The 19708-nt window shown below is 71.7% G+C and carries 9 protein-coding genes; 1 reads left to right on the forward strand and 8 read right to left on the reverse strand.

All coding sequences use genetic code 11. The features are described 5' to 3' along the window. Positions 1-48 precede the first annotated feature (48 nt). The 4 genes from ACFQ6S_RS05185 to ACFQ6S_RS05200 all read right to left on the reverse strand — a co-directional run bounded on the left by ACFQ6S_RS05185 (position 49) and on the right by ACFQ6S_RS05200 (position 9200). Positions 49-1698, reverse strand: a complete 1650-nt coding sequence (locus ACFQ6S_RS05185) for a LuxR C-terminal-related transcriptional regulator (protein ID WP_383404334.1) — start codon at positions 1696-1698, stop codon at positions 49-51. 1641 nt (positions 1699-3339) lie between these two features. After that, positions 3340-5076, reverse strand: coding sequence for an ABC transporter ATP-binding protein (locus ACFQ6S_RS05190; RefSeq protein WP_383403706.1), 1737 nt, complete (start codon positions 5074-5076; stop codon positions 3340-3342). Then, entirely contained in the window at positions 5076-6860 is a 1785-nt protein-coding gene (locus tag ACFQ6S_RS05195) for an ABC transporter ATP-binding protein (protein WP_383403709.1), read from the reverse strand. Before ACFQ6S_RS05195 ends, ACFQ6S_RS05190 begins: the two co-directional genes overlap by 1 nt. 171 nt (positions 6861-7031) lie before the next feature. Next, on the reverse strand, positions 7032-9200 hold the full coding sequence (locus ACFQ6S_RS05200) for an MMPL family transporter (RefSeq protein WP_383403713.1): 2169 nt from the start codon (positions 9198-9200) through the stop codon (positions 7032-7034). Between the two features lie 263 nt (positions 9201-9463). On the opposite strand from ACFQ6S_RS05200, the gene ACFQ6S_RS05205 reads away from it, so the two are divergent. Next, complete coding sequence (locus ACFQ6S_RS05205; protein WP_383403715.1) at positions 9464-10060, forward strand: TetR/AcrR family transcriptional regulator; 597 nt, start codon at positions 9464-9466, stop codon at positions 10058-10060. A gap of 75 nt (positions 10061-10135) precedes the next feature. On the opposite strand, the gene ACFQ6S_RS05210 is transcribed toward ACFQ6S_RS05205, so the two are convergent. Genes ACFQ6S_RS05210 through ACFQ6S_RS05225 form a run of 4 tightly spaced genes read right to left on the reverse strand, consistent with a single transcriptional unit; the run spans position 10136 to position 19708 of the window. Then, complete coding sequence (locus tag ACFQ6S_RS05210; RefSeq protein ID WP_383403718.1) at positions 10136-12547, reverse strand: SDR family NAD(P)-dependent oxidoreductase; 2412 nt, start codon at positions 12545-12547, stop codon at positions 10136-10138. Further along, the gene (locus tag ACFQ6S_RS05215) at positions 12544-13965 is read right to left on the reverse strand and encodes a cytochrome P450 (RefSeq protein WP_383403721.1); all 1422 of its coding nucleotides are present in this window, start codon (positions 13963-13965) and stop codon (positions 12544-12546) included. Before ACFQ6S_RS05215 ends, ACFQ6S_RS05210 begins: the two co-directional genes overlap by 4 nt. Then, positions 13962-16682, reverse strand: coding sequence for an SDR family NAD(P)-dependent oxidoreductase (locus ACFQ6S_RS05220; RefSeq protein WP_383403724.1), 2721 nt, complete (start codon positions 16680-16682; stop codon positions 13962-13964). The genes ACFQ6S_RS05215 and ACFQ6S_RS05220 overlap by 4 nt, the downstream gene beginning before the upstream one ends. Beyond that, positions 16679-19708, reverse strand: a complete 3030-nt coding sequence (locus tag ACFQ6S_RS05225; protein ID WP_383403727.1) for an SDR family oxidoreductase — start codon at positions 19706-19708, stop codon at positions 16679-16681. Before ACFQ6S_RS05225 ends, ACFQ6S_RS05220 begins: the two co-directional genes overlap by 4 nt.

The raw sequence follows: 19708 nt of genomic DNA on the forward strand, positions 1-19708 counted from the left end.
GAGATGCGGGTGCCCCGCGAGGAAAGCTCCTCGCGGGGCACCGCCGTACTAGGCCACGTGCTCCGATGTCGCACCGAGGAGCCGCAGTGAGGGCATACGCTCACCGTCACGCGGCCGCCCGATCAGCTTCTCAAGTCCGCGCTTGAGCTCGTCGCGGGCCGTGATGCCGAGCTTGTGGTAGATCCGGTGCAGATGGTTCTCGACGGTGCGTACGGAGACCACCAGCCGGCCCGCTATGTCGCGGTTGGACATCCCCGCCGCCGCGAGTGCGGCGACCTCCTGCTCCCGTGGCGTGAGCGAGGCGGAGTCGCGTTCGTGCCGCCCGTCCTCCTCCAGCCACGGCGGCAGCATGGTGCTGCAGCCGCGCAGCAGTTCCTGGCAGGCCGCCAGGGACTTGCGGCTCTTGCCGAACTGGCCCGAGGCCCGGTAGGCCCGCGCGGCCTGGGCCGCGGCCTCGCTCGCCAGCGGCAGCGCGCCCATGTCGGCCAGTCGCCGGGACGCCTCCGTCAGCGTGGCACCGTCTCCGTCGGTGAGGGCTTCCGTGTAGTCGGCGAACACTGCGATCAGGCCGCCGGTGGCGCGCGCCGCGCGCAGCAGGGCCTGGTGCTGGTAGCGCACCGCGGCGCCTTCGGTGAGGCGAGCGGCAAGCAGCAGCGCGGTGGCCGCCCGGACGGTGCGTCCGGCCGCCGCGGCCCGCTCGGCCAGCGTCACGGCCTGCGCCGCGGCGGCGGAGTGGTCGCCGGTGTGGGCGATGAGAAGGGCGTTCTCGTAGTCGATCTCGTCCTCGGTGATCGGGGACGCCACGACCTCGCCGCGCATCGAGCGGACCTCGACCAGGGTGCGCAACGCTTCCGCGTGGTTGCCCGACTCGGCCAGCGCACCGGCCAGTTGTGCCAGCGGCCAGGCGCTGGCCACCGGGTACGCGTGGGCCGTCTCGGAGGCGATCGCCCCGCGCAGCAGGGCGACGGCCTGCTGGGGCTGGCCCAGCATCCGCAGCAACCGGCAGCGGTCCAGGAGTGCCTGGAGCAGTACGGGTCGACCGTGACCGGGGTCGTAGCGGTGCACCGAGTCCAGGGCCGCGGCGGCGGGCCTGAGGTGGCCGAGCAGGGAGGTGCAGCGCGCGGAGACGGAGTTTGCCAGCAGCAGGGCTTCGGTGTCCCAGTCGTCGGACGCCTCCTGGTAGCGGTCGAGGAGCTCCAGCCCGCCTGCGGGATCGCCGAGTTCGGCACGGGCGAAAGCCACCGTGGGCACCACCGCCTGGGCCAGACCGATGTCGGGGGAGTCCATGTCGAGCGCCCGGTCGCCGAGGGCGACGGCCTCGTGGAGCCGGTCCAGCGTGACGGCGATCATCACGCGAGTGCCGTGGAGCACTCCGGCGCGCTCCGCGCCGACCGCCGCGATCGTGCGGTCGAGCAGATCGCTCGCCTCCTCGATGCGCCGCAGGCTCCAGGCCATGTTGGTCACGCGGGTGTGCACGGCGCTGATGTGCTCGGTGAGCGGGACCGCCACACCCGAATCCAGCGCGGCCGCCAGGACGGTCTCCGCCTCGGCGGGCCGGCTCCTGCCGACGAGCACCCGGCCGAGCAACAGGGCCGCGCGGACCCGCTGCTGGGCGTGCTCCGGGCTGCGCGGCACGCGTGTGACCAGCCGGCGCAGCTCCTTGCCGTAGTCGGCGGAGTCCGGGACGGGACCGGGCATCGGCGGCGTTTCCAGTTCGCAGGGTGCCTCCTCCAGGGCGAGCAGACACATCCGCTCGGCGAGCGGGAACTCCCGGCGCCGCAGCGCGATCGGAGCGGCACCGAGCAGCTGCTCCCGCTCGGGGGCGAGCCCCGCGTCCATGCGCAGCGACACGATCCGCAGAACGTCCTCCTCCCGGCGCGCACCCATGCGTTCGAGGGCGTCGGCCACTTCACGGCGCAGCCGCGCGGCGGTGAGGTCGGACATGCGGGACGCCACCACCACCCGGTTGAGCGGCAGGGCGAGCCGCAGCCGGACGCGTGAGCGGCTGCGCTCGACGCTCACGATGCGGCGCAGGTGGAGTGACTCGGCCGCCTTGGACAGCCCGGCCGCGGCGACGATCTCGGACTCCAGCGGTTCGGCGACGGCGAGCATATGGACGAGTTCGTGTTCGTCGTGGCTGAGGTCGCGCAGCCCGAGCCGGATGACGTCCGAGAGCCGCTTGCCGGGAGGTTCGGTCAGTCCGGGCCAGCGCCAGGTGCCGTCGACGCACTGCAGCGAACCGTCATCCAGGGCGTGCTCGACGAGTTCACGCAGCATCAGGGCGTTGCCGTGCGTGGCGGCCCACAGCCGCTCCAGCGTGGTGGTGTCGGTGTGACCGCCCAGCCGGGCGCGCAGCACGCTGTCCATGGCGGTCCGGTCGAACGGGATCACCTCGACATGCTCGACCAGCCGCTCCACCCAGAGTTTGTCCACGCCGGCCGGTGTCGGCGCGTCCTGACGGGCTGTGGCAAGGAGGGTCAGATGCCCCGCGGCGACGAGCTGGTGCAGCCGGACGCTGGAGGCGGTGTCGAGCAGGTGGACGTCGTCTATGCCGATCAGGGGCCGTTCGCCGGCCCTGCCCTCCGAGGAGGGGGGCTGTACGGCCTCCAGGCACTCGGCCAGAGAGCCGAATCCCCGTGTGCGGGGGCCGCTGCTCCAGCTGGCGCCGCCGACGCACAACACGGTCCGGCCCTCATCTCCCGCCTGTCGCAGAGCGGCGGAGAGAAGAACGCTCTTGCCCACGCCCTGGGCGCCTACCAGCAGCGCGCCACCGCGCTGTTCGACGGCATTCCCGAGGGCGTGGAGCTCGTTGTCCCGCCCTGATATCGGCCAGTCGAAGGTATCGCTCGTTGACATCTGTTTCCCGCCCCCGCGGTGGAATTAATTCGTCCATCATGCGATGTTTCTCTGGAGCCGCCGACTTGCTTCAATGTTGGACCTTCGGAAGAGTGAATTGGCCGAGAGTGGAAGATGAGCCAACTTCAACTTTCCGGGTCCCGTCGAAGTCGATTGATATCTCGCCCACTCCAGGTGTTCGAGTCCGGTTTTCATCGGGCGATGGCGAGTATAGACCGGTGGATCGCTGGAGTAGTGGGAATCTCGCAACGCCGAGTTGAACAGTTGAATTCCCTGGTCATAGTGGGTTTTCCAAGGAAACCCACGGGTAATCAGAAGCCGGAACCGGGCAATTCTGGCATCACCGCCGCGGCGGGGTATCAAGCCCGTCTGGCGTGATTCGCCGCAGGTTACCGGCGTGACCCAGTTCATGTTTCGAACGCGGTCAGGCGGCCCCCTCGGATTGCCCGGGGAGGCCGCTTTTCCTTGCCGTTTGAAACTTGGTCAGGAATGTTGTCCAGACAGGTTCCACTCGAGAGCGCGGCTGCGCTGGGCCCAGAACGATGCATAACGGCCCTGTGCGGCGAGGAGACCGTCATGCGTGCCGCGCTCGGCGATCCGGCCCTCGTCAAGGAAAAGGATCTGGTCGGCGGCGGCGACGGTCTGCAGCCGGTGGGCGATGACCAGGAGTGTGCGGCCGGCGGTCAGGTTGTTGAGCGCTTCCTGCACCGCCCTCTCGTTCTCCGGGTCGAGGGACGCGGTCGCCTCGTCGAGCAGCACGATCGGGGCGTCCTTGAGGATCGCCCGGGCGATCGAGACCCGCTGGCGTTCGCCGCCGGACAGGCGCGCGCCGCCCTCGCCGACCCGGGCGTCCCAGCCGTCCGTCAGCCGGTGCACGATCTCGTCGACCCGGGCCAGGCGGGCGGCCTCACGGACCTCGGAGTCGGTGGCGGTGGGACGCCCGACCCGGATGTTGTCCAGGACCGTGCCCTCGAAGAGGTAGACGTCCTGGAACACCACGGAGACACGGGACATGAGGACCTCTGGATCGATGTCCCGCACGTCCACCCCGCCCACCCGCACCACGCCGCCGTCCACGTCCCAGAAGCGTGGGATGAGCTTGCTCACCGTGGTCTTGCCGGAACCGGACGGGCCGACCAGCGCCGTCATCGTGCCCTCTGCCAGGGTCAGGGACACATCCGAGAGCACCTGCTTGCCGTCGTAGCCGAAGTCCACGCTCTCGAACTCGACGCCGTTGCCCTCGGGAACCCGCGGGGCGCCCGGCTGCGGCAGCGTGGGCTGCGCCAGCAGGTCGGCCACCTGGGCCAGGGCGGAGCGCGCCGTGTTGAGGGTCGAGCCGAGCACCGCGGTCTCCGAGATCGGCTCGGTGAACCGTACCGCCAGGACCAGGAGGGCCAGCAGCTTGGCCGCGTCCAGGCCGCCGTCCAGCGCCAGATAGGTGCCGGTCAGCAGGACGGCGGTGAACGCCGCCTGGATCACCAGCGCGAAGCCGACCAGGCCGGGGACGCCGGTGACCAGCACCCGCCGGGACGCCTCGGTCTGGGTGCGCAGCGCGTCGTCGAGCCGGGCGCCGGAGCGGGCCTCGCCGCGGCCGAACACCCGCAGCACCGGCTGCAGTTGGGCGAACTCCACGACCCGGCCGCCGGTCACGGTGCGGGCGGCCGTGCGGGCCTCGTCGGCCTGGCGGGTCAGCGTGGTGCTCCACCGGTAGACGAGGACGATCACCGGAACGGTCAGCGTGGCCGCGAGGGCCAGCCGCCAGTCGAAGAGATACATCAGCACGACCACGGTCACGGGAGTCACGAAGCTCGTCACCAGCGGCCGCAGCAGATGCGCCGGCACCCCCATGATGTCCATCACGCTCTTCGTGGCCAGATGGCCGAGCTGGCCCACCCGCTCCGGCGCGAACCAGCCCAGCGGCAGCTCGGCCACCCGGTCGCCGATGCGGTGACGCAGGCTCCTGGCCAGGGTGGCCCCGGCCTCGAATCCGATGAGCAGACTCCAGAAATACGCCGCGCAGTACAGCGCGGACACCGCGAGCAGGGCCCACAGCCACGGCCAGACGTCGTCCGGGTGGTCCCCGAGCAGCGCTTCGAGCACCGGGACCAGCAGGGCGAAGGCGACGCCCTGCAGCACCGCGCCCACCACCAGGGCGACGAGCATCCGGCGCACCGGCCGGGCCTGCTCAGGGCCCACCACATCGATGAGTTGACGGATCATCAGCTGACTCCTCCGGCCGTGGTGGCCGACACGGATGCGGGGCTGTCCGGCTGCCACTGGGGTGTGCGTTCGTGGGCCTGCCACATGCGGGCGTACCGGCCGCCCGCCGCGACCAGCTCGGTGTGCCGGCCCCGCTCGACGATCCGCCCCTCCTCCAGCACGACGATCTGGTCGGCGCCGACGACGGTGGAGAGCCGGTGGGCGATCATCAGCACGATGCGGCCCCGGGTCAGCTCCGAAAGCGCGTCCTGCACGGCGGCCTCGGAGTGCGGGTCGGCGTAGGCGGCGGCCTCGTCGAGGACGATCACCGGGGTGTCGGCGAGCAAGGCCCGTGCGACGGACACGCGTTGCGCCTGGCCGCCGGAGAGCAGCGCGTCCTCCCCGACCACGGAGTCGTATCCGCGCGGCAGCGCCTCGATCACGTCGTCGACGCAGGCCGCGCGGGCCGCGGCGCGGATCTCGTCCAGGCCGGCGTCCGGACGTGCCATGCGGATGTTGTTGGCGATCGTGTCCTGGGCCAGCCGCACGTCCTGGAAGACGAAGGCCACCCGGCCGTAGAGGTCCTCGAGCGCCATGTCGCGGGTGTCGACACCGCCGACGCTGATCGAACCGCCGGTGACGTCCCAGAACCTGGGCAGCAGCGCGGCCAGCGTGCTCTTGCCGGAACCGGACGGGCCGACCAGCGCGGTGACAGTGCCGGGCGCGAGCTCCAGGTCGACGCCGGCCACGGCCTCCTGCTCGCCGTCGTAGGAGAAGCGCACCCCTCGATAGACGACCCGGTGGTCCGCCGGGGTCTGCGGCTCGGCGGGCACGGGCAGTTCCTCCGTGTCCAGGATCCCGGCCACGCGCTCGGCGGCGCCACGGGCGATCCGCAGCTCGTAACCCGCGTAGAACAGCGACAGGATCGGGGCCGTCAGGCCGATCCCGAGCAGGGCGAACGGGAGCAGGTCCACCCCGTCGAGCCAGCCGCGCGTCACGAACAGCGCACCGCCGGCCAGCGTGGTGACCAGAACCGCGATCGGCGACAGCACGATCTCGGCCGCCGCCTTGGAGAAGCGGGTGGAGCGCACCCAGTCGAGGAAGAACGCCGAGAAGTCGTCGGCCGCCTCGGCGAATTCACGGTGCGCCCGGCGCGCCTGGCCGAAGGTCTTGACGACGGCGATGCCCTGCACGAACTCGACGGCGCTGCCGTTGATGCGGCCCATCGCCTGTTCGTAGCGGGGCAGGTTCTTGGCCAGTCCGGCCATCGTGGCGCTGTACAGCGTCAGCCCGATGAGCAGGGGCGAGATCACCACCAGGGTCATCCGCCAGTCCACCCAGAACAGATACGCCAGGGACGTGGCGGGAACGACCGTGGCGGTCGTGATGTCGAGGATCGAGTGGGCGATGAGATGGTGCATCGCGTCGACGTCGTCCTGTACGGCCTGCTTGACCTGACCGGAGTTGCGGGACGAGAACCAGCCCAGCGGCACCCTGCCGAGGCGGTCGACGAGCGAGCGGCGGATGTGGAACTGCAGGGCGTTGTCGGCGAGATGGGAGATCCCGCCCGCCACCAGCGCGACGATCAGCCTGATCAGCAGCGCGCCCGCGCCGATCGCGGTGACCGTCCAGGCGCGTGACGTGCGGTCGTCGCCGTCACCGAGCAGGATCCGGCCGAGTTCCGCGACGGCGACGAACGGCACCACGCCGATGGCAGCGGCCACCGCCTGGGCTGCGATCGCCCAGCGCAGCGTTCCCCTGATCGGAGAGAGGATCGCGCCGAGTGCGGTCTTTCCCGCGGACATGCGGGCCTCCAAGCGCTTCGGTTGGACGGGTGTTAGACGTTGTCTAACGATGGGTGACGGTACCCGACCATTGATTCAGGTCAAGCTCAACGGGGCGGGCGCAGATGAAGAGCAGACGAACAATGAGCGCCGAAGTGCCGTGCCGGGTACGGCACTTCGGCGCTCGTGTGGTCAGCCGGCGACGGGAACGGGCTTCCGCTCAGGAACCTCGTCGGACTCCTTGATGCCGAACTTGCCGTAGAACCGGGCCAAGGGACCCGGAGCCCACCAGGCGGATGTGCCCATGAGCTTCAGTACGGCGGGCACCAGCAGGATGCGCACGATGGCGACGTCCGCCAGGATCGCGAACACCATGCCGACGCCGAACAGCTTCATCATGAGCACGCCGCTGGTCGCCATGGCCGCGAGCGGCACGCACATCAGCAGCGCGGCACTCACGATCAGATGGCCGATCTTCTGCAGCCCGGAGGCCACCGCGGCCGTGCTGTCGCCGAGGGCGTCGTACTGCTCGCGGATCCGGGAGACGAGGAACACCTCGTAGTCCATGGAGAGTCCGAAGATCAGGGCGAACAACATGATCGGCATGTTGGGCTCGATGTTGCCCGTCGAGTCGAAGCCGATGAGCCCCTCGAGGTGACCCTCCTGGAAGATCCACACCAGGACGCCGAAGGTGGCGGACAGCGACAGCAGATTCATCAGAATCGCCTTGAGCGGCAGCAGCACCGAACCGAAGGAGAGGAACAGCAGGATGTACGTGGCGACCGCCATGTAGAGCAGCATCCACGGCAGCGTCTCGCCGAGCGCGTCCAGGCTGTCGTCGAACACGGCCGTCTGGCCACCGAAGTAGGCCTTGGCGCCCGGCGGGGGCGACACGTCCTTGAGCCGGTTGACCAGGTCACGTGCAGGGCCGGAGACCTCGGGGCCGTCGAAGGTGACGGCGACACGCGCGGTCGTGCCCGTGGCACCGGTGATCTTCGCGCCGGTCGCGCCCTTCGTGTCACCCAGCCGCTCGGCGTACGCCTGCAGCGCGGCGCCCTGCTCCCGTGACGTGGCGTCCGACTTCAGCACCAGCAGGGAGTCGATGGACTTGATCGCGTCGCTGTCGAAGTCGCGGTCCAGGGCGTTCTGGACCTGCCGGCCCTCGGAGCTGTTGGGCAGCTGGCGGGCGTCGCTGATCCCGAACTCGACGTTGCGGAACGGCGTGGCGAGCGCGAGCAGGACGGCGAGCGTGCCCAGCGCCACCAGCACCGGGCGGCGCATGAGGCCCTGCGCGAGGCGGTACCACGCGCCCTGACCGTCCTGGCGCGGCGCCTTCGTCCGGCGGCGCAGCGACAGGGCGTTGACCTTCGAGCCAAGCAGAGCCAGCGCCGCCGGCAGGGCGATGATCGAGAAGAAGACCGACAGCACGACCGCGGCCACGCCGCCGTACGCCATGGACTTCAGGAAACCGAAGGGGAAGAAGGTCATCCCGGCCAGCGCGACCGCGACGGTGATGCCGGAGATCACGACCGTGCGGCCGGCGGTGGCGACCGTGCGCGCCACTGCCTCCTCGCCCTGGTGCCCGCGCTCCAGCTCCTCGCGGTAGCGGCTCACGATCAGCAGGCCGTAGTCGATGGCCACGGCGAGGCCGAGGATCGACACGAGGCTCATCGCGAACACCGATACATCGGTGAACTGCGCGATGACCCGCAGCACCGCCATCGAACCGAGGATGGACAGACCGCCGACGAGCAGCGGGAGGCTGGCCGCGGCCAGTCCGCCGAAGACGACGACCAGCAGGATGAACAGCACCGGGAAGGACAGGCCCTCGGCGGCGCCGAGGTCCTTGCCGATCTCGTCACCGGCCTGGTGTCCGGTGGGCACCGGACCGCCGCGCTGGGTCTCCAGCCCCGGCGCCGCGAGCTTGTCCGCTATGGCCTTGTACGACTTCTCCTTGGCGTTGTCGTCGCCGCCGCGGAGGTTGATGGCCACATAGGTGGCGTGCCGGTCATGGCTGACCTGTGCCGGCATCTTGGTCATCCAGAAGGTCGAGAACCCGGTGACCGACGACTTCGGCAGGGCCTGCACGGTGTCGGTGACCGACTTCTGGAAGGCCGGGTCGTCGACCGTGCGCCGGCGGTCGCGGTAGACGATCACGGCATCGGGTGCCCGCTGCGGGAAGGCTCGCTCGGCCAGCTGCGCCGCCTTGCGACTGTCGGACCCCGGGTTCTCGAACCCGCCGGGCTTCATGTCGCCGAAGACGCCGACGCCGTAGAGACCGGACAGGACGGCGAACAGCAATGTCAGGACCAGGAGCGCTTTGCGCCTGCGGTGTAGGAATCGCCCCAGCGCCTCGAACATGGTTCTCCCTAGGGGTAGTTGGCGAGCGCCGCGCGCCGGCCGGAGGACGGCGCCGCGGCAACCGTAACAGTGTTTTTATTGCTCGCTCCAGGTCTATTGCACACTGTCTAACTGGGCGAACTCGCGGTTACCCCACATGACCTGCGGCTTTGTCTCGAAAAAATCTCTCCCGAAGGCTTGCGTTCGGAAGGGGCGCATGATCTGACATCGGCCTGACGCGACCTCAGGGGCTCTTCACAACGGTGTTGTCATACTGTTGGGGAATGGCCAGGCTCAAGACACATGACGAAGCGCTCCGGCTGCGGCTCATCAACCGCGCGGCCGCCACGGTCTTCGACCGGGGTGTCGCCGCGCTGAGTCTCCGGCAGCTCGCAGCAGAGGCGAAGACCTCCACGACGGCCGTCTACTCGCTGTTCGGGAACAAGGCAGGACTGCTCGCCAGCCTCTACGAGGAGGCCGCGCGGCTCTTCGTCGTGCGGCTGGCCACCGTCCAGCCCACCGACGATCCTGCGTACGACGTGATCCGCCTCGGCATCGCCTATCGCGACTATGCGCTCGCGAATCCGCACCTCTACGCGATCCTCTTCTCGGACAGCCTGGGCCAGTTCGAGCCCGCGGAGGAGGGGCAGCGCGAGATGGTGGAGATGTACCAGCCGCTCGTCGACGCCGTACGCCGCGGACAGCGGGACAAGCAGTTCACCACCGAACTCGACCCCGAGGTCGTGGCGTTGACCTGCTGGGGCACGGCCCACGGGCTGGTGTCCCTGGAACTGTCAGGCAACGAGCCACCGGGGCTGGCGATCGCCGACTCCTACGAGCGGATGCTGAGCGCCGTGGTGACCGGGTGGCGGGCCGACTGAGGGCGGACGGATCGTTTGCGAATGCGAGACAGGCCCGGAAGAGGATTCCGGGCCTGTCGAGTGACGGCGGCGGTTTCAGTTCGAGATCATCGCGCCGTCCGCGACCAGGACCGTGACGCCCTCACGGCTGCCCGTCCATCGGCCCGACTCGCCCTCAGGGCGCAGGCGTTGAACACGCTGGGCGCCGGGAGCCAGGACGAGGCGGTGGACGGACAGGGTGCCCGGGGTGGCTCTGGGGGAGCAGCTTCGGTCGGTCGCACGGACCAATGCCTCCACGGCCGCGGGATCGACCGTGGGGGAGGGCGGGAAGGGCACCGTCCAAAGGTCGGCGGGAAACACCGTGGGCACTGTGTCCTCCCCCTCGGGAACGTCAGGGAAGACCACGCCCGCCCAGTCGAGCGGGCCGCCGTGCCGCCGCCGACCTGCGTGCGCCGCGAGGCCGTTGGAGTCGCCCGCACCGCTCGCAGGCAGCCCCGTCACCGGCTGCTCGCCGTAGACCAGCGTCAGCGACGCGACCTCCCCTCCGGTGGCGTCGCGGACCGTGACGTCCACGCACCACTCGCCGTCGCGCCGCACCCCCCGCGCCTCGCGGCGCAGGGTGAGCGCATCGCCGGTGAACCGCAGCCCCGCGAGCCGGACCCGCAGGGCGCGCAGCTCGCGCAGGTGCAGCAGGGGCCACCCTTCCGGAACCACCCAGTCGCCCGCGGCCACCGCGTACTCGAGGACGACGCTGACGGGAACGGCGAGGTCCGACCCGACCCGGAACTCGGCCAGACAGGGATGGTGACGCGCCCTCAGGGTCAGCGAGGTGCGCAGCATCCGGAAGATCTCGTACTCCTCGACCTCACCGAGGTAGTGGTCCAGCGCATGCAGCCGGGGAAGGTCGGGGTGTCCCGTGAGCGTGCCGAAGCCGCGCAGCTGGCCGGGGGAGAGGACGGCGCCGATCCGGCCGAGGAAGACCGCCTCCCCGGTGTGGCCCGATGCCAGCTCGGCGGCCCACAGCCGGGCCCCTTCGACGGGGTCGAGGGTGGAGACGTAGCGTACGGCCGCGGCGTAGTTGGCGATGACGCCGAGCCGTTCCCAGGTCGGCCAGCACAGGGTCTGCACCGGCAGCCCCAGATTGTCCCGCGCCCAGAAGCCCAGCCTGGCCAGCGCCTCGTTGCCCGCCGCGTAGTCGATCTGTCCCACCATGCCGCCCATGCGGCCGGCCAGCGAGCCGACGTTGCTCAACAGCCGCAGCCGCGCACGGCGTTCGGGCCGTGCGAGGACGGCACGGACCAGGTTGGCGAAGCCGGTGACCTTGACGTCGACGGTACGGACGACGTCGTCGGCCGACTTGCGGTCGAAGCGGGCCGGCTCGTCGATACCGGCGTTGTGCACGACATGGGTCGGCCCCTCGCCCAGCGCGGCGAACACGCGCTCGACCTGATCGGGGTCCGTGCAGTCGCAGCGACGGTAGTCGATGCGCAGCCCGTCGGCCGCCGCGCCCGCGAGGTTGCGGTGCACGGCACGGTTCTCTTCGGCCCGACGCACTTCGCCACGGACTTCGGCCAGCTGTGCGGGGGTCCGTCCGGTGGCGAGCCGCTCGCGACGCCACCGGGCGAACTCCTCGTCGTCCAGGGCGAAGATCCCCTCCGGCCGCGGGCGCTCGCCCCGTCCGGTGACCACGACCCGGCAGCCGAACGTCTCGGCGAACGCTCGGGCCGCCGCGAAGCCGACGCCCCGGGCACCGCCCGTGACGAGGACCGTGTCGCCCGGACCGGGTGCGGCGGCCTCGCCGGGCGGCGCGGCCGCGGCGGGCCGCCCGGCGAGTACATGGCGCCGCCCCGCGCGGTAGCAGACCTCGAAGTCCTCGGGGCGCACGTACTCGCGGGCGACCGCCTCGGCGATCACCTCGGGTTCGGCACGGTCGACGTCCACCACGACGAGCCCGGCGGCGGGCAGTTCACGGGGCAGGCACTTGGCCAGCCCCGCCCAGATGCCGCCGAGCGGCTGCGGCACCGTGCCGTCGCCGTGTCCGCCGAGCCCGCCGAGATGCGTGACGGCCACATAGACGTGGTGGCCGTAGCGGTGCTCGGCGGCCCAGCGCGGATACGCGGAGCGTACGGCCTCGGAGGTGCGACCGAGCGCCTGCCGCCACGACGTGTCCCCCAACTCATAGGCCCGGCCGCCCACGTTGAGGTCGACGATGCCGTCCCAGCCGTCCGCCGGAAGCCGGGTGCCGGGGGTGTGGGTCATGATGCGGGCACCGCGCCGCTCGAGCGCCGCACCGACCGCGTCGACCAGGTCCCGCTCCTCGCCCACCAGCAGCAGATTCCTCCCGGCCAGCGGTGTGTCCGTGGCCGGGGCCGGGCGCGGCACCTCGACCGGCTCCCACACGAACCGGGTCACCGGGCGTACGAAGGCCTCGGGGTCGAAGGCGGACAGATGCGGACGCAGCGCCGGCCAGTCCCGAACAGCCGCATCCGGTACGGCGGTTGACGTCATCCTCGGCGCTCCTTCGCCGTCACCCGGATGCCGCCCTTGGGGAAGAGGGTGATGAACGCGCCACTGCGGGGCGCCTCGTCGACCAGGCTGAGCCGGAAGCGGCCGTGCACCGTGGCCACCGCCTGCCGCAGCAGCCCCAGCCCCATCCGCTTGCCGATGCACTGACGGCGTCCGCCGCCGAAGGGCACGTACGCGGACCGGTCGCGCTCGGCGGAGATCTCCGGCGCGAACCGGTCCGGGTCGAACGTGTCCGGGTCGTCCCACTGTTCGGGATTGCGGTGGGCGGCGTACACGGAGATCAGGACCGGTGTGCCCGCGGCGATGCGGCGGCCGGCGAGGACGTCGTCCTCGATCGCCTGCCGCGGGAACTGCCACACCGGCGGGTGCAGGCGCAGTGCCTCGTCGACGGTTCGGCCCACGTACGTCAGCGGGTCGAGATCCGCCGAGGCGGGTCGGCGCACCCCACACACCCGGTCCGTCTCCTCCTCCACCCGGTCGCGGACCTCCGGGTGGCGGGCGACCTCGTACAGCGTCCACGCCAGCGCGAGGGCGGTCGTCTCCACACCGGCGAGCATCAGGGTCACGAGGTTCGACCAGAAGGCGTCCGCGGGCAGATCGGACGCACGGATGAGGGCGGCGACCTCGCCGCCGGAGCCCTGATCGGCGTCCCAGGCGGCCTGCGCCACGACCCGCTCCAGCGTCCGACGGGCCCGCCGCACCCGGCGCCGGTAGGGCGTGGGGATGAACGAAGGGGCCATCTTCTCCAGGGAGCCGACCTCCTTGAAGATGGCCTCCAGCGCGACGCTCAGCGCGCGGGCGAACTCGCCGCCCTCCTTGGAGAGATCGCGGCCCACCAGGGCGTATCCGATGACCCGGCAGGTGAGCCGCATCGACTCGGCGTACAGGTCGAAGGGGCGCCCCGTGCGGGCGTGTTCGGCCCAGCGGTCCGTCAGGTCAGCCAGGGCCGCGTCCGTCTCGGCGGCCCGCGCGGCGATCGCGATCGGGGCGAAGGCGGGGTTGACGACCTTGCGGTGCTCCCTCCAGTCGCCGTCGTCGAGCGTCAGCAGGCCGTGGCCCATGAACAGCCGGAACGCCTCGTAGTAGGCACCGCGGCAGTAGTTGTCCGCGTTGCCCTGCAGGATGTGCCGGACGGCTTCCGGATCGGTCACCTGCACGGTGGGGTTGTGCGGGATCATCGGCAGCTTCACCACGGTGCCGTGGGCCCGCTGCGCGCGCACCGCGAAGCCCGGAGGGTCGGCGGCGTAAAGGATCGTGGAGCCGACCACGGGCCAGGCCAGCGGGAGCCCGGTCGGGCCGTCGGGCTCCGGCGGCGGGGCCTCACCCGCAAGGGCTCCGGTCACCGGGCACCGCGGGGCGGTGTCGGTGTCGCTGCCCCGCGGTGTGCTCTGACGCGTCATGATGTGGCCTCCTGGGCCTGCGGTGTCGCCGTGCGGGCGGGTGCGGCGCCGCGCGGACGCTCGCGGTAGGCGCCGGTGGTCTGGTGGACATGGCCGAGCACCACGCCGGTCATGTCCTTGATCTGGAGCACCACGTCCCCGGCCGCCGTGACCGCCACCGCCCGGTTGGCCGCGCCGCTCTCCAGGTCGAGGCGCGCGGGCAGCGAGTACAGCTCCACGCGGGTTCCGGCCGCCGCGAGCGAGGCGTCCGTGTGGCCGCCGTACAGGTCGATGCGGCGGATCGTGCGCGGTACGGCGAGCGGGGTCCAGTCGCCGCCGTGGCCCGGCAGTTCGGCACGGTCCAGGACGCACACCCGGGCCAGACCGTCCAGCAGCACGGACGGCACGACGAGGCCGGAGAACCAGCGGTCGATGCCGCTCCGGTCGGGCGCGTAGTGGGCGCGCCGGCCGCTCGGGTGGGTGCGGGTGCCGGCCGTGGAGACGAAGACACCGCTGAGCAGCACCGCGGGATTCGGCACATGGTAGGGATCGGCCAGCGGCTCGGCTCCGTGGTCGTCCCAGTGCTCCCAGCGCGGCGCGGCCACCGGTTCGTCGCGCAGCCGGACGCGTGCGGTGAAGTGCCGGCGGTCCTTCACCAGCAGCCGGCCGTCCGGCGCGAGGACGTCACCGGTGACCTCGACGGCGACGACCGACTCCCGCGGCCCGTCGGACAGCAGCCGCGCCTTGATCCTTTTGACCTCGTCGCGGTCTGCCTTGTAGACGCGCAGGAACGACTCCAGGCGTACGTCCTCGATCACCACCGGCACCCGGCCGGGCACGAGGTGCATGGCGGCCTCCGCGGCGAGTTCGGGCACGAACGTGCCGGGCAGCGTGGGGTGCCCCGCGACGACGTGCTCGCGCAGGTAGGCGTCGCGGTCGAGGCCGAAGCGGCGCACGACGGTCAGCCGGCCGGGGGCGCGGTCCACGATGTCGTCGACGTAGAACTCGGGCGGTCGGGGGCCGAGTGAGGCGGCCGGAGTCCTGTGCGAGCCGGACGCCTTGCGGCAGAAGTCCAGGTAGCCCGGTGCGGCCGCTTCGATGGCGGTGCGTTCGGCGTCCCCGAAGAACACCGTCACGGGCGTGTGCTGGCCATGGATCGCCTGGTCCAGTTCGTGCAGGAAGTGATCGACGCCCTCGGCCGTGGGCATGGCGGTGAACTGGGCGCTCTTGGCGAGGAAGGTCCGCATCAGCGGCGTGGCGCCGAGACCGACGTCGCGCCACAGCGTCCAGCCGAGCGTGAACTCCCTTGTCTCGTGGGCGGAGTGGTGCAGGGCGGCCGTGTTGAAGTAGTCGTTCGCGGCGCCGTAGTCGGTCTCGCCCGTCTGGCCGGTGAAGCCGACGAAGGAACCGAAGTTGCACCACAGGCGCGGCTGCCGGCTGCCGAACGCCGCCTTGAGGTGGGCGTAGGAACGCACCTTCAGGTCGCGCACGGTGCGGAAGTCCTGCAACCGCTTCTGCTCCACCGACGCCGCCCGGTTCGTGCCGGCGATGTTGAGCAGCAGGTCGACGGTGCCCTCCGCGTCCGTGATCCGGCGGACGGTGGTGTGCACGTCGTCCGCGTCGCGCAGATCGCACCGGTGGTAGCTGACCCGGTCCGCGCCGCACACCTCCCGCAGCGCCGCGAGTGTGGCACGGACCTCGCGGGCGGAGCCCAGCCGGTCGTAGGCCATGTTCGCCTCGCGCACGGTCATCGGCTGCGGACCCGTGGTCCGGGTGCGGATGAAGTCCTTGCGCTCCACCTGCGCGTCGGCCGCGTCGCCGTCGGGGTCGGTCGAGCCGATCAGGTGCAGCCGGGGCCGGTCCCGGCGGGCCAGGGCGAGCAGCAGCTCGGCGCCGATGCCGCGGGCGCCGCCGGCCGCGACCACCGTGTAACCACGGGCACTCGGACGTGCCTCGACGTGCTCGCCCGGTTCGGCGACCGCCTGCCACAACAGCCGCGTGCCGCCCGCGTGGTAGACGACCGGCAGGAACTGCTCGGTCACCATCTCGCGAGCCGCGTCCGGCTCGGCCGCGATCAGGTCGCGGGCCTCGTGCACCACTGCCACGACCGAGGTGTCCGGCCACTCCAGCGCCAGACTCTTCGCGAACCCGGTGAACAGGCCCGTGCAGGCGTGCGGGACCCGGGCGGCGTCGACCCCGCCGAGCACGACCACGGCGAACGATTGCGGCCGTTGCGCGCGTTCCATACAGGCCTTGGCCGTGCGGAACATCGCGTCGTGCAGGTCCAGCAAGGCCTCGGAGGGGGCCGCCTGTTCGGCGTGCAGATCGACCAGGACACGGATGTGCCGGGGCCGTGCTCGCGCGATCGTGTTCTCCAGCGACTCGTCGAGGGGGAGCGGCTCCACACCGGGGACGCGGTAGCCGGTGTTCGTCAGGAGGGCGGCGCCGGCCGGGAACAGATCCGGTGGCGGGGTGTCGACGTGAGCCGAGGCCGGGGCCAGGCGCAGGACGTGCCGGTCGAGGAGGTGGGGCTGGGCCGGGCCGGCCTGGCCGTCCTCGGGCGCGGCCGCCCGGCGGCCGGGACGGCGCAGCGTCAGCCGGTGCACCGGGCCGCCTTGGCGCACCGGCCGTTCCAGCACGGTCGTGGCGGTCGCCCCGTCCGACCGGGTCAGGAAGGCGATCAGTTCGCGGGCGCCCTCGGCGCCCAGGAGGGTGGTGTCCTGACGGGCGGCGCTCATGCGGCCGCGCTCCTTTCCATGACGGCAAGCACGGGCAGGCCGGCCTCCTCGGCGAGGGAGCGGCGCGTCACCGCGAACAGGAACGCGCCCTCGGCGGCGGGGCGTTCGCCCGCGTCGTTCCAGCCGGGCAGCGCCGCGCCGTTGACCCCGGCGACCAGTGCCACGTCGATCTCCTTGAAGCCGAGGTAGAGCCCGGCCACGTCGAAGGCCTTCAGGAGCGAGGCCTCGCCGGCGTCGACGGTCAGGCTGAGCCCGCGCAGATCGAAGTAGTTGCACAGCCGGGCGGCGATGACATTGGGCATCTCGCCCGGGAAGGAGTCCTCGGTGGGCTCGGCGATCAGACCGGTGGCCCGCTCCTCCAGCCGCTGCAGGAACTTCGCCGTCACGGCGGGCTCCTCGGCGCCCGCCACGGCATGGGTGATCTCGTCGAGGTAGGCGCGGGTCTTGTACATCAGCGCGTTGCGGGTCGCGCCGGTGTGCCCGACCACGACGCCCGTCTTCAGCCGTCGGCTCAGGCAGAACTCCCGTACGGACTCGTCGAGTTGCTGCATGCAGCGGACCAGCATCAGCTGTGTGCGGTCCGTGGTGCGGGCCGTCGGGGGCGGCATCCGCAGCTCCTGGAACGGCGGCACCGGGTACACGGGCCCGAACGACGCCTCGGGAGCGGGCCCTTCGCCCGCGGCCCACGCGGTGACCGCGGCGGTGTCCGGGGCGCCGGGCAGCCGGGACGACCAGCCGACCACCACCAGCTCCTCGTCCACGGGGGCGGGAACGGCGATCGGACTGCCGGACCGTGCCGCGGACGCGTGGTCCTCGGTGAGGATCAGATGGGCGTTGGTTCCACCGAAGCCGAAGCCCGAGACGGCCACGCGGCGGGGGCGGTCCTGCCGGGCCGGCCACGGCACCGGCTCCTGCGGCACACGCAGCGCCCCGGACAGTTCGGTGAGCGCCTCGGGCAGCCGCTCGAAGCGGTACTGCGCCGGGATCGTGTCGTGCCGCAGCGCCAGCAGCGCATGGATCACGGAGACCACGCCGGCCGCCCAACCACTGTGTCCCACAAGGGACTTGTTGGAGGTGATGTACGTCGGCCGCACACCCGCATAGCGCGCGTGCAGGCCGGTGAACTCCGCCTCGTCGCCGGCCGGTGTGCCGGTGGCGTGCGCGACGATCCAGTCCACGTCCTGGGCGTCCAGCCCGCCGCGCTCCAGGGCGCGTTCGACGGCGAGTTCCTGACCGGCCGGCGCCGGCGCGTAGATCGCCTTGCCCCGTCCGTCGGCCGACAGCCCGATCGCCGACAGCAGACCCAGGACCCGGTCCCCGTCCGCACGGGCCCGCGACAGCCGCTTGAGTACGACGAGACCGGCGCCGTCGGAGAACAGCGCACCGTCCGCCCCGGCGTCCAGCGCACGCACCGCGCCACCCGCCGACAGCCCGTTGAGCTTGGCGAACAGCACCGAGCCGCTCGGTGCCAGGGCGAACGAACCGCCGCAGACGGCGACGTCGCTGTGCCCGGACAGCAGGTCGCGCACCCCGAGATCCATCGCGTAGAGCGAGGAGGAGCACGCGGTGTCGACCATGTGCAGCCGGGTACCGGCGGGCAGGATGCCGGCCATCGCGTCCTCGCCGACCCGGTGCGGGAGATACCCGGCCGACGGGTCGTCGCCGCGGTGGAAGCGGCTGCGCAGCGCGTCGCCGAGCGGCCCCTGGACCGCGTCGTCTCCGTCCTCGGCCAGCGTGTCCAGCGCGGCGCCCAGCACGAAGGCCTCTTCCAGGTGCTGGCTGCCGTCCGGGGTGTAGCCGACGCAGAAGGAGAACCGGTCGGCGGGGCGGCGGTGCACGCCCTCCAGCGCCTGGTGCAGGCTGTGCCGCAGCCACAGGGTGGTGTGGTCGAGACCGGCCGCGGCCGGGCCTTCCGCCGCCAGCCGCTCGTGCGGCCGGAAGGAAGTGATGAATCCGGAGCGACGCTGATAGGTCTTGTCCGGCGCGCCGCGGTCCTGGTCGTGAAAGCGTGCGATGTCCCACCGGTCGGCGGGGGCCTCCACGAACAGTTCGCGGCCTTCGAGCAGCAGCCGCCAGAACTCCTCCGGGGAGGACGCGCCGGGGACGGCGAGGCCCATGCCGACGACGGCGATGGGGTCATGCTCGTCGGCCGGGACCTCCGGTGCCGGCTCCCGGACGGCGGCCACGGCCGGCTCGGGTACCTCCGCGGGCGCCTGCTGTACCTGCGGCGGCTGTTCAGGGCTCGGAGACATCGCCGAGCGCAGCAGCGTCAGGCCGCCGTCCGCCAGCAGCGTCTGCCCGGTGACCCAGCCCGAGCGCTCCGAGGCGAGGAAGAGGACGACGTCGGCCAGGTCCTCTGGGCTGCCCAGACGGGCGAGCGGGGTGGCCGCGACCGTGTTGGCGCTGACGTCCTCGAAGGCCGGGAACATCTGGCCGACCGGGTTGTCGATCAGCCCGCAGGACGCCGCGTTCACACGGATGCGGTCCTCGGCGAGCTCCGCGGCGAGGTAGCGGGTCAGCGACTCCAGCGCGGCCTTGGAGATACCCACCGGCAGGTAGTTGGCCGGCGCCGTGACGGATCCGAGGGAGGAGAGGTTGACCACGGCGCCGCCCCGGCCGGCGGCCCGGGCGAGCAGTGGGCGGGCGTAGCGGGCGCACCACAGCGGGCCCTTGACGTTGGTGGCGTAGGTCCGGTCGAGCAGCTCCTCGGTGATCTCCTCGAACGGTACGAAGGAGCCCGCCGCGGCGTTGTTGACAAGGATGTCGAGACGGCCGTGCGTCTCACCTATCTCGTGGAACATCCGCTCGACCTGAGCCGGCCGGGCGACCGAGGCCCGGACCACCCGTACGTCCAGGCCCCGTTCGGTGAGGGACTGCGCCTGGTCCTTGGCGGCGTCGTAGGAGTGGAAGCAGTTGAGCAGCACGGTGGCGCCCTGCTCGGCGAGCCGTTCCACGATCACGCGGCCGACGCTTCCGGCGCCCCCGGTGACGAGGGCGACGCGCCCGGCGAATTCCCCGTGGGACAC

The organism is Streptomyces sp. NPDC056479, assembly GCF_042795335.1.
Classification (GTDB): Bacteria; Actinomycetota; Actinomycetes; order Streptomycetales; family Streptomycetaceae; genus Streptomyces.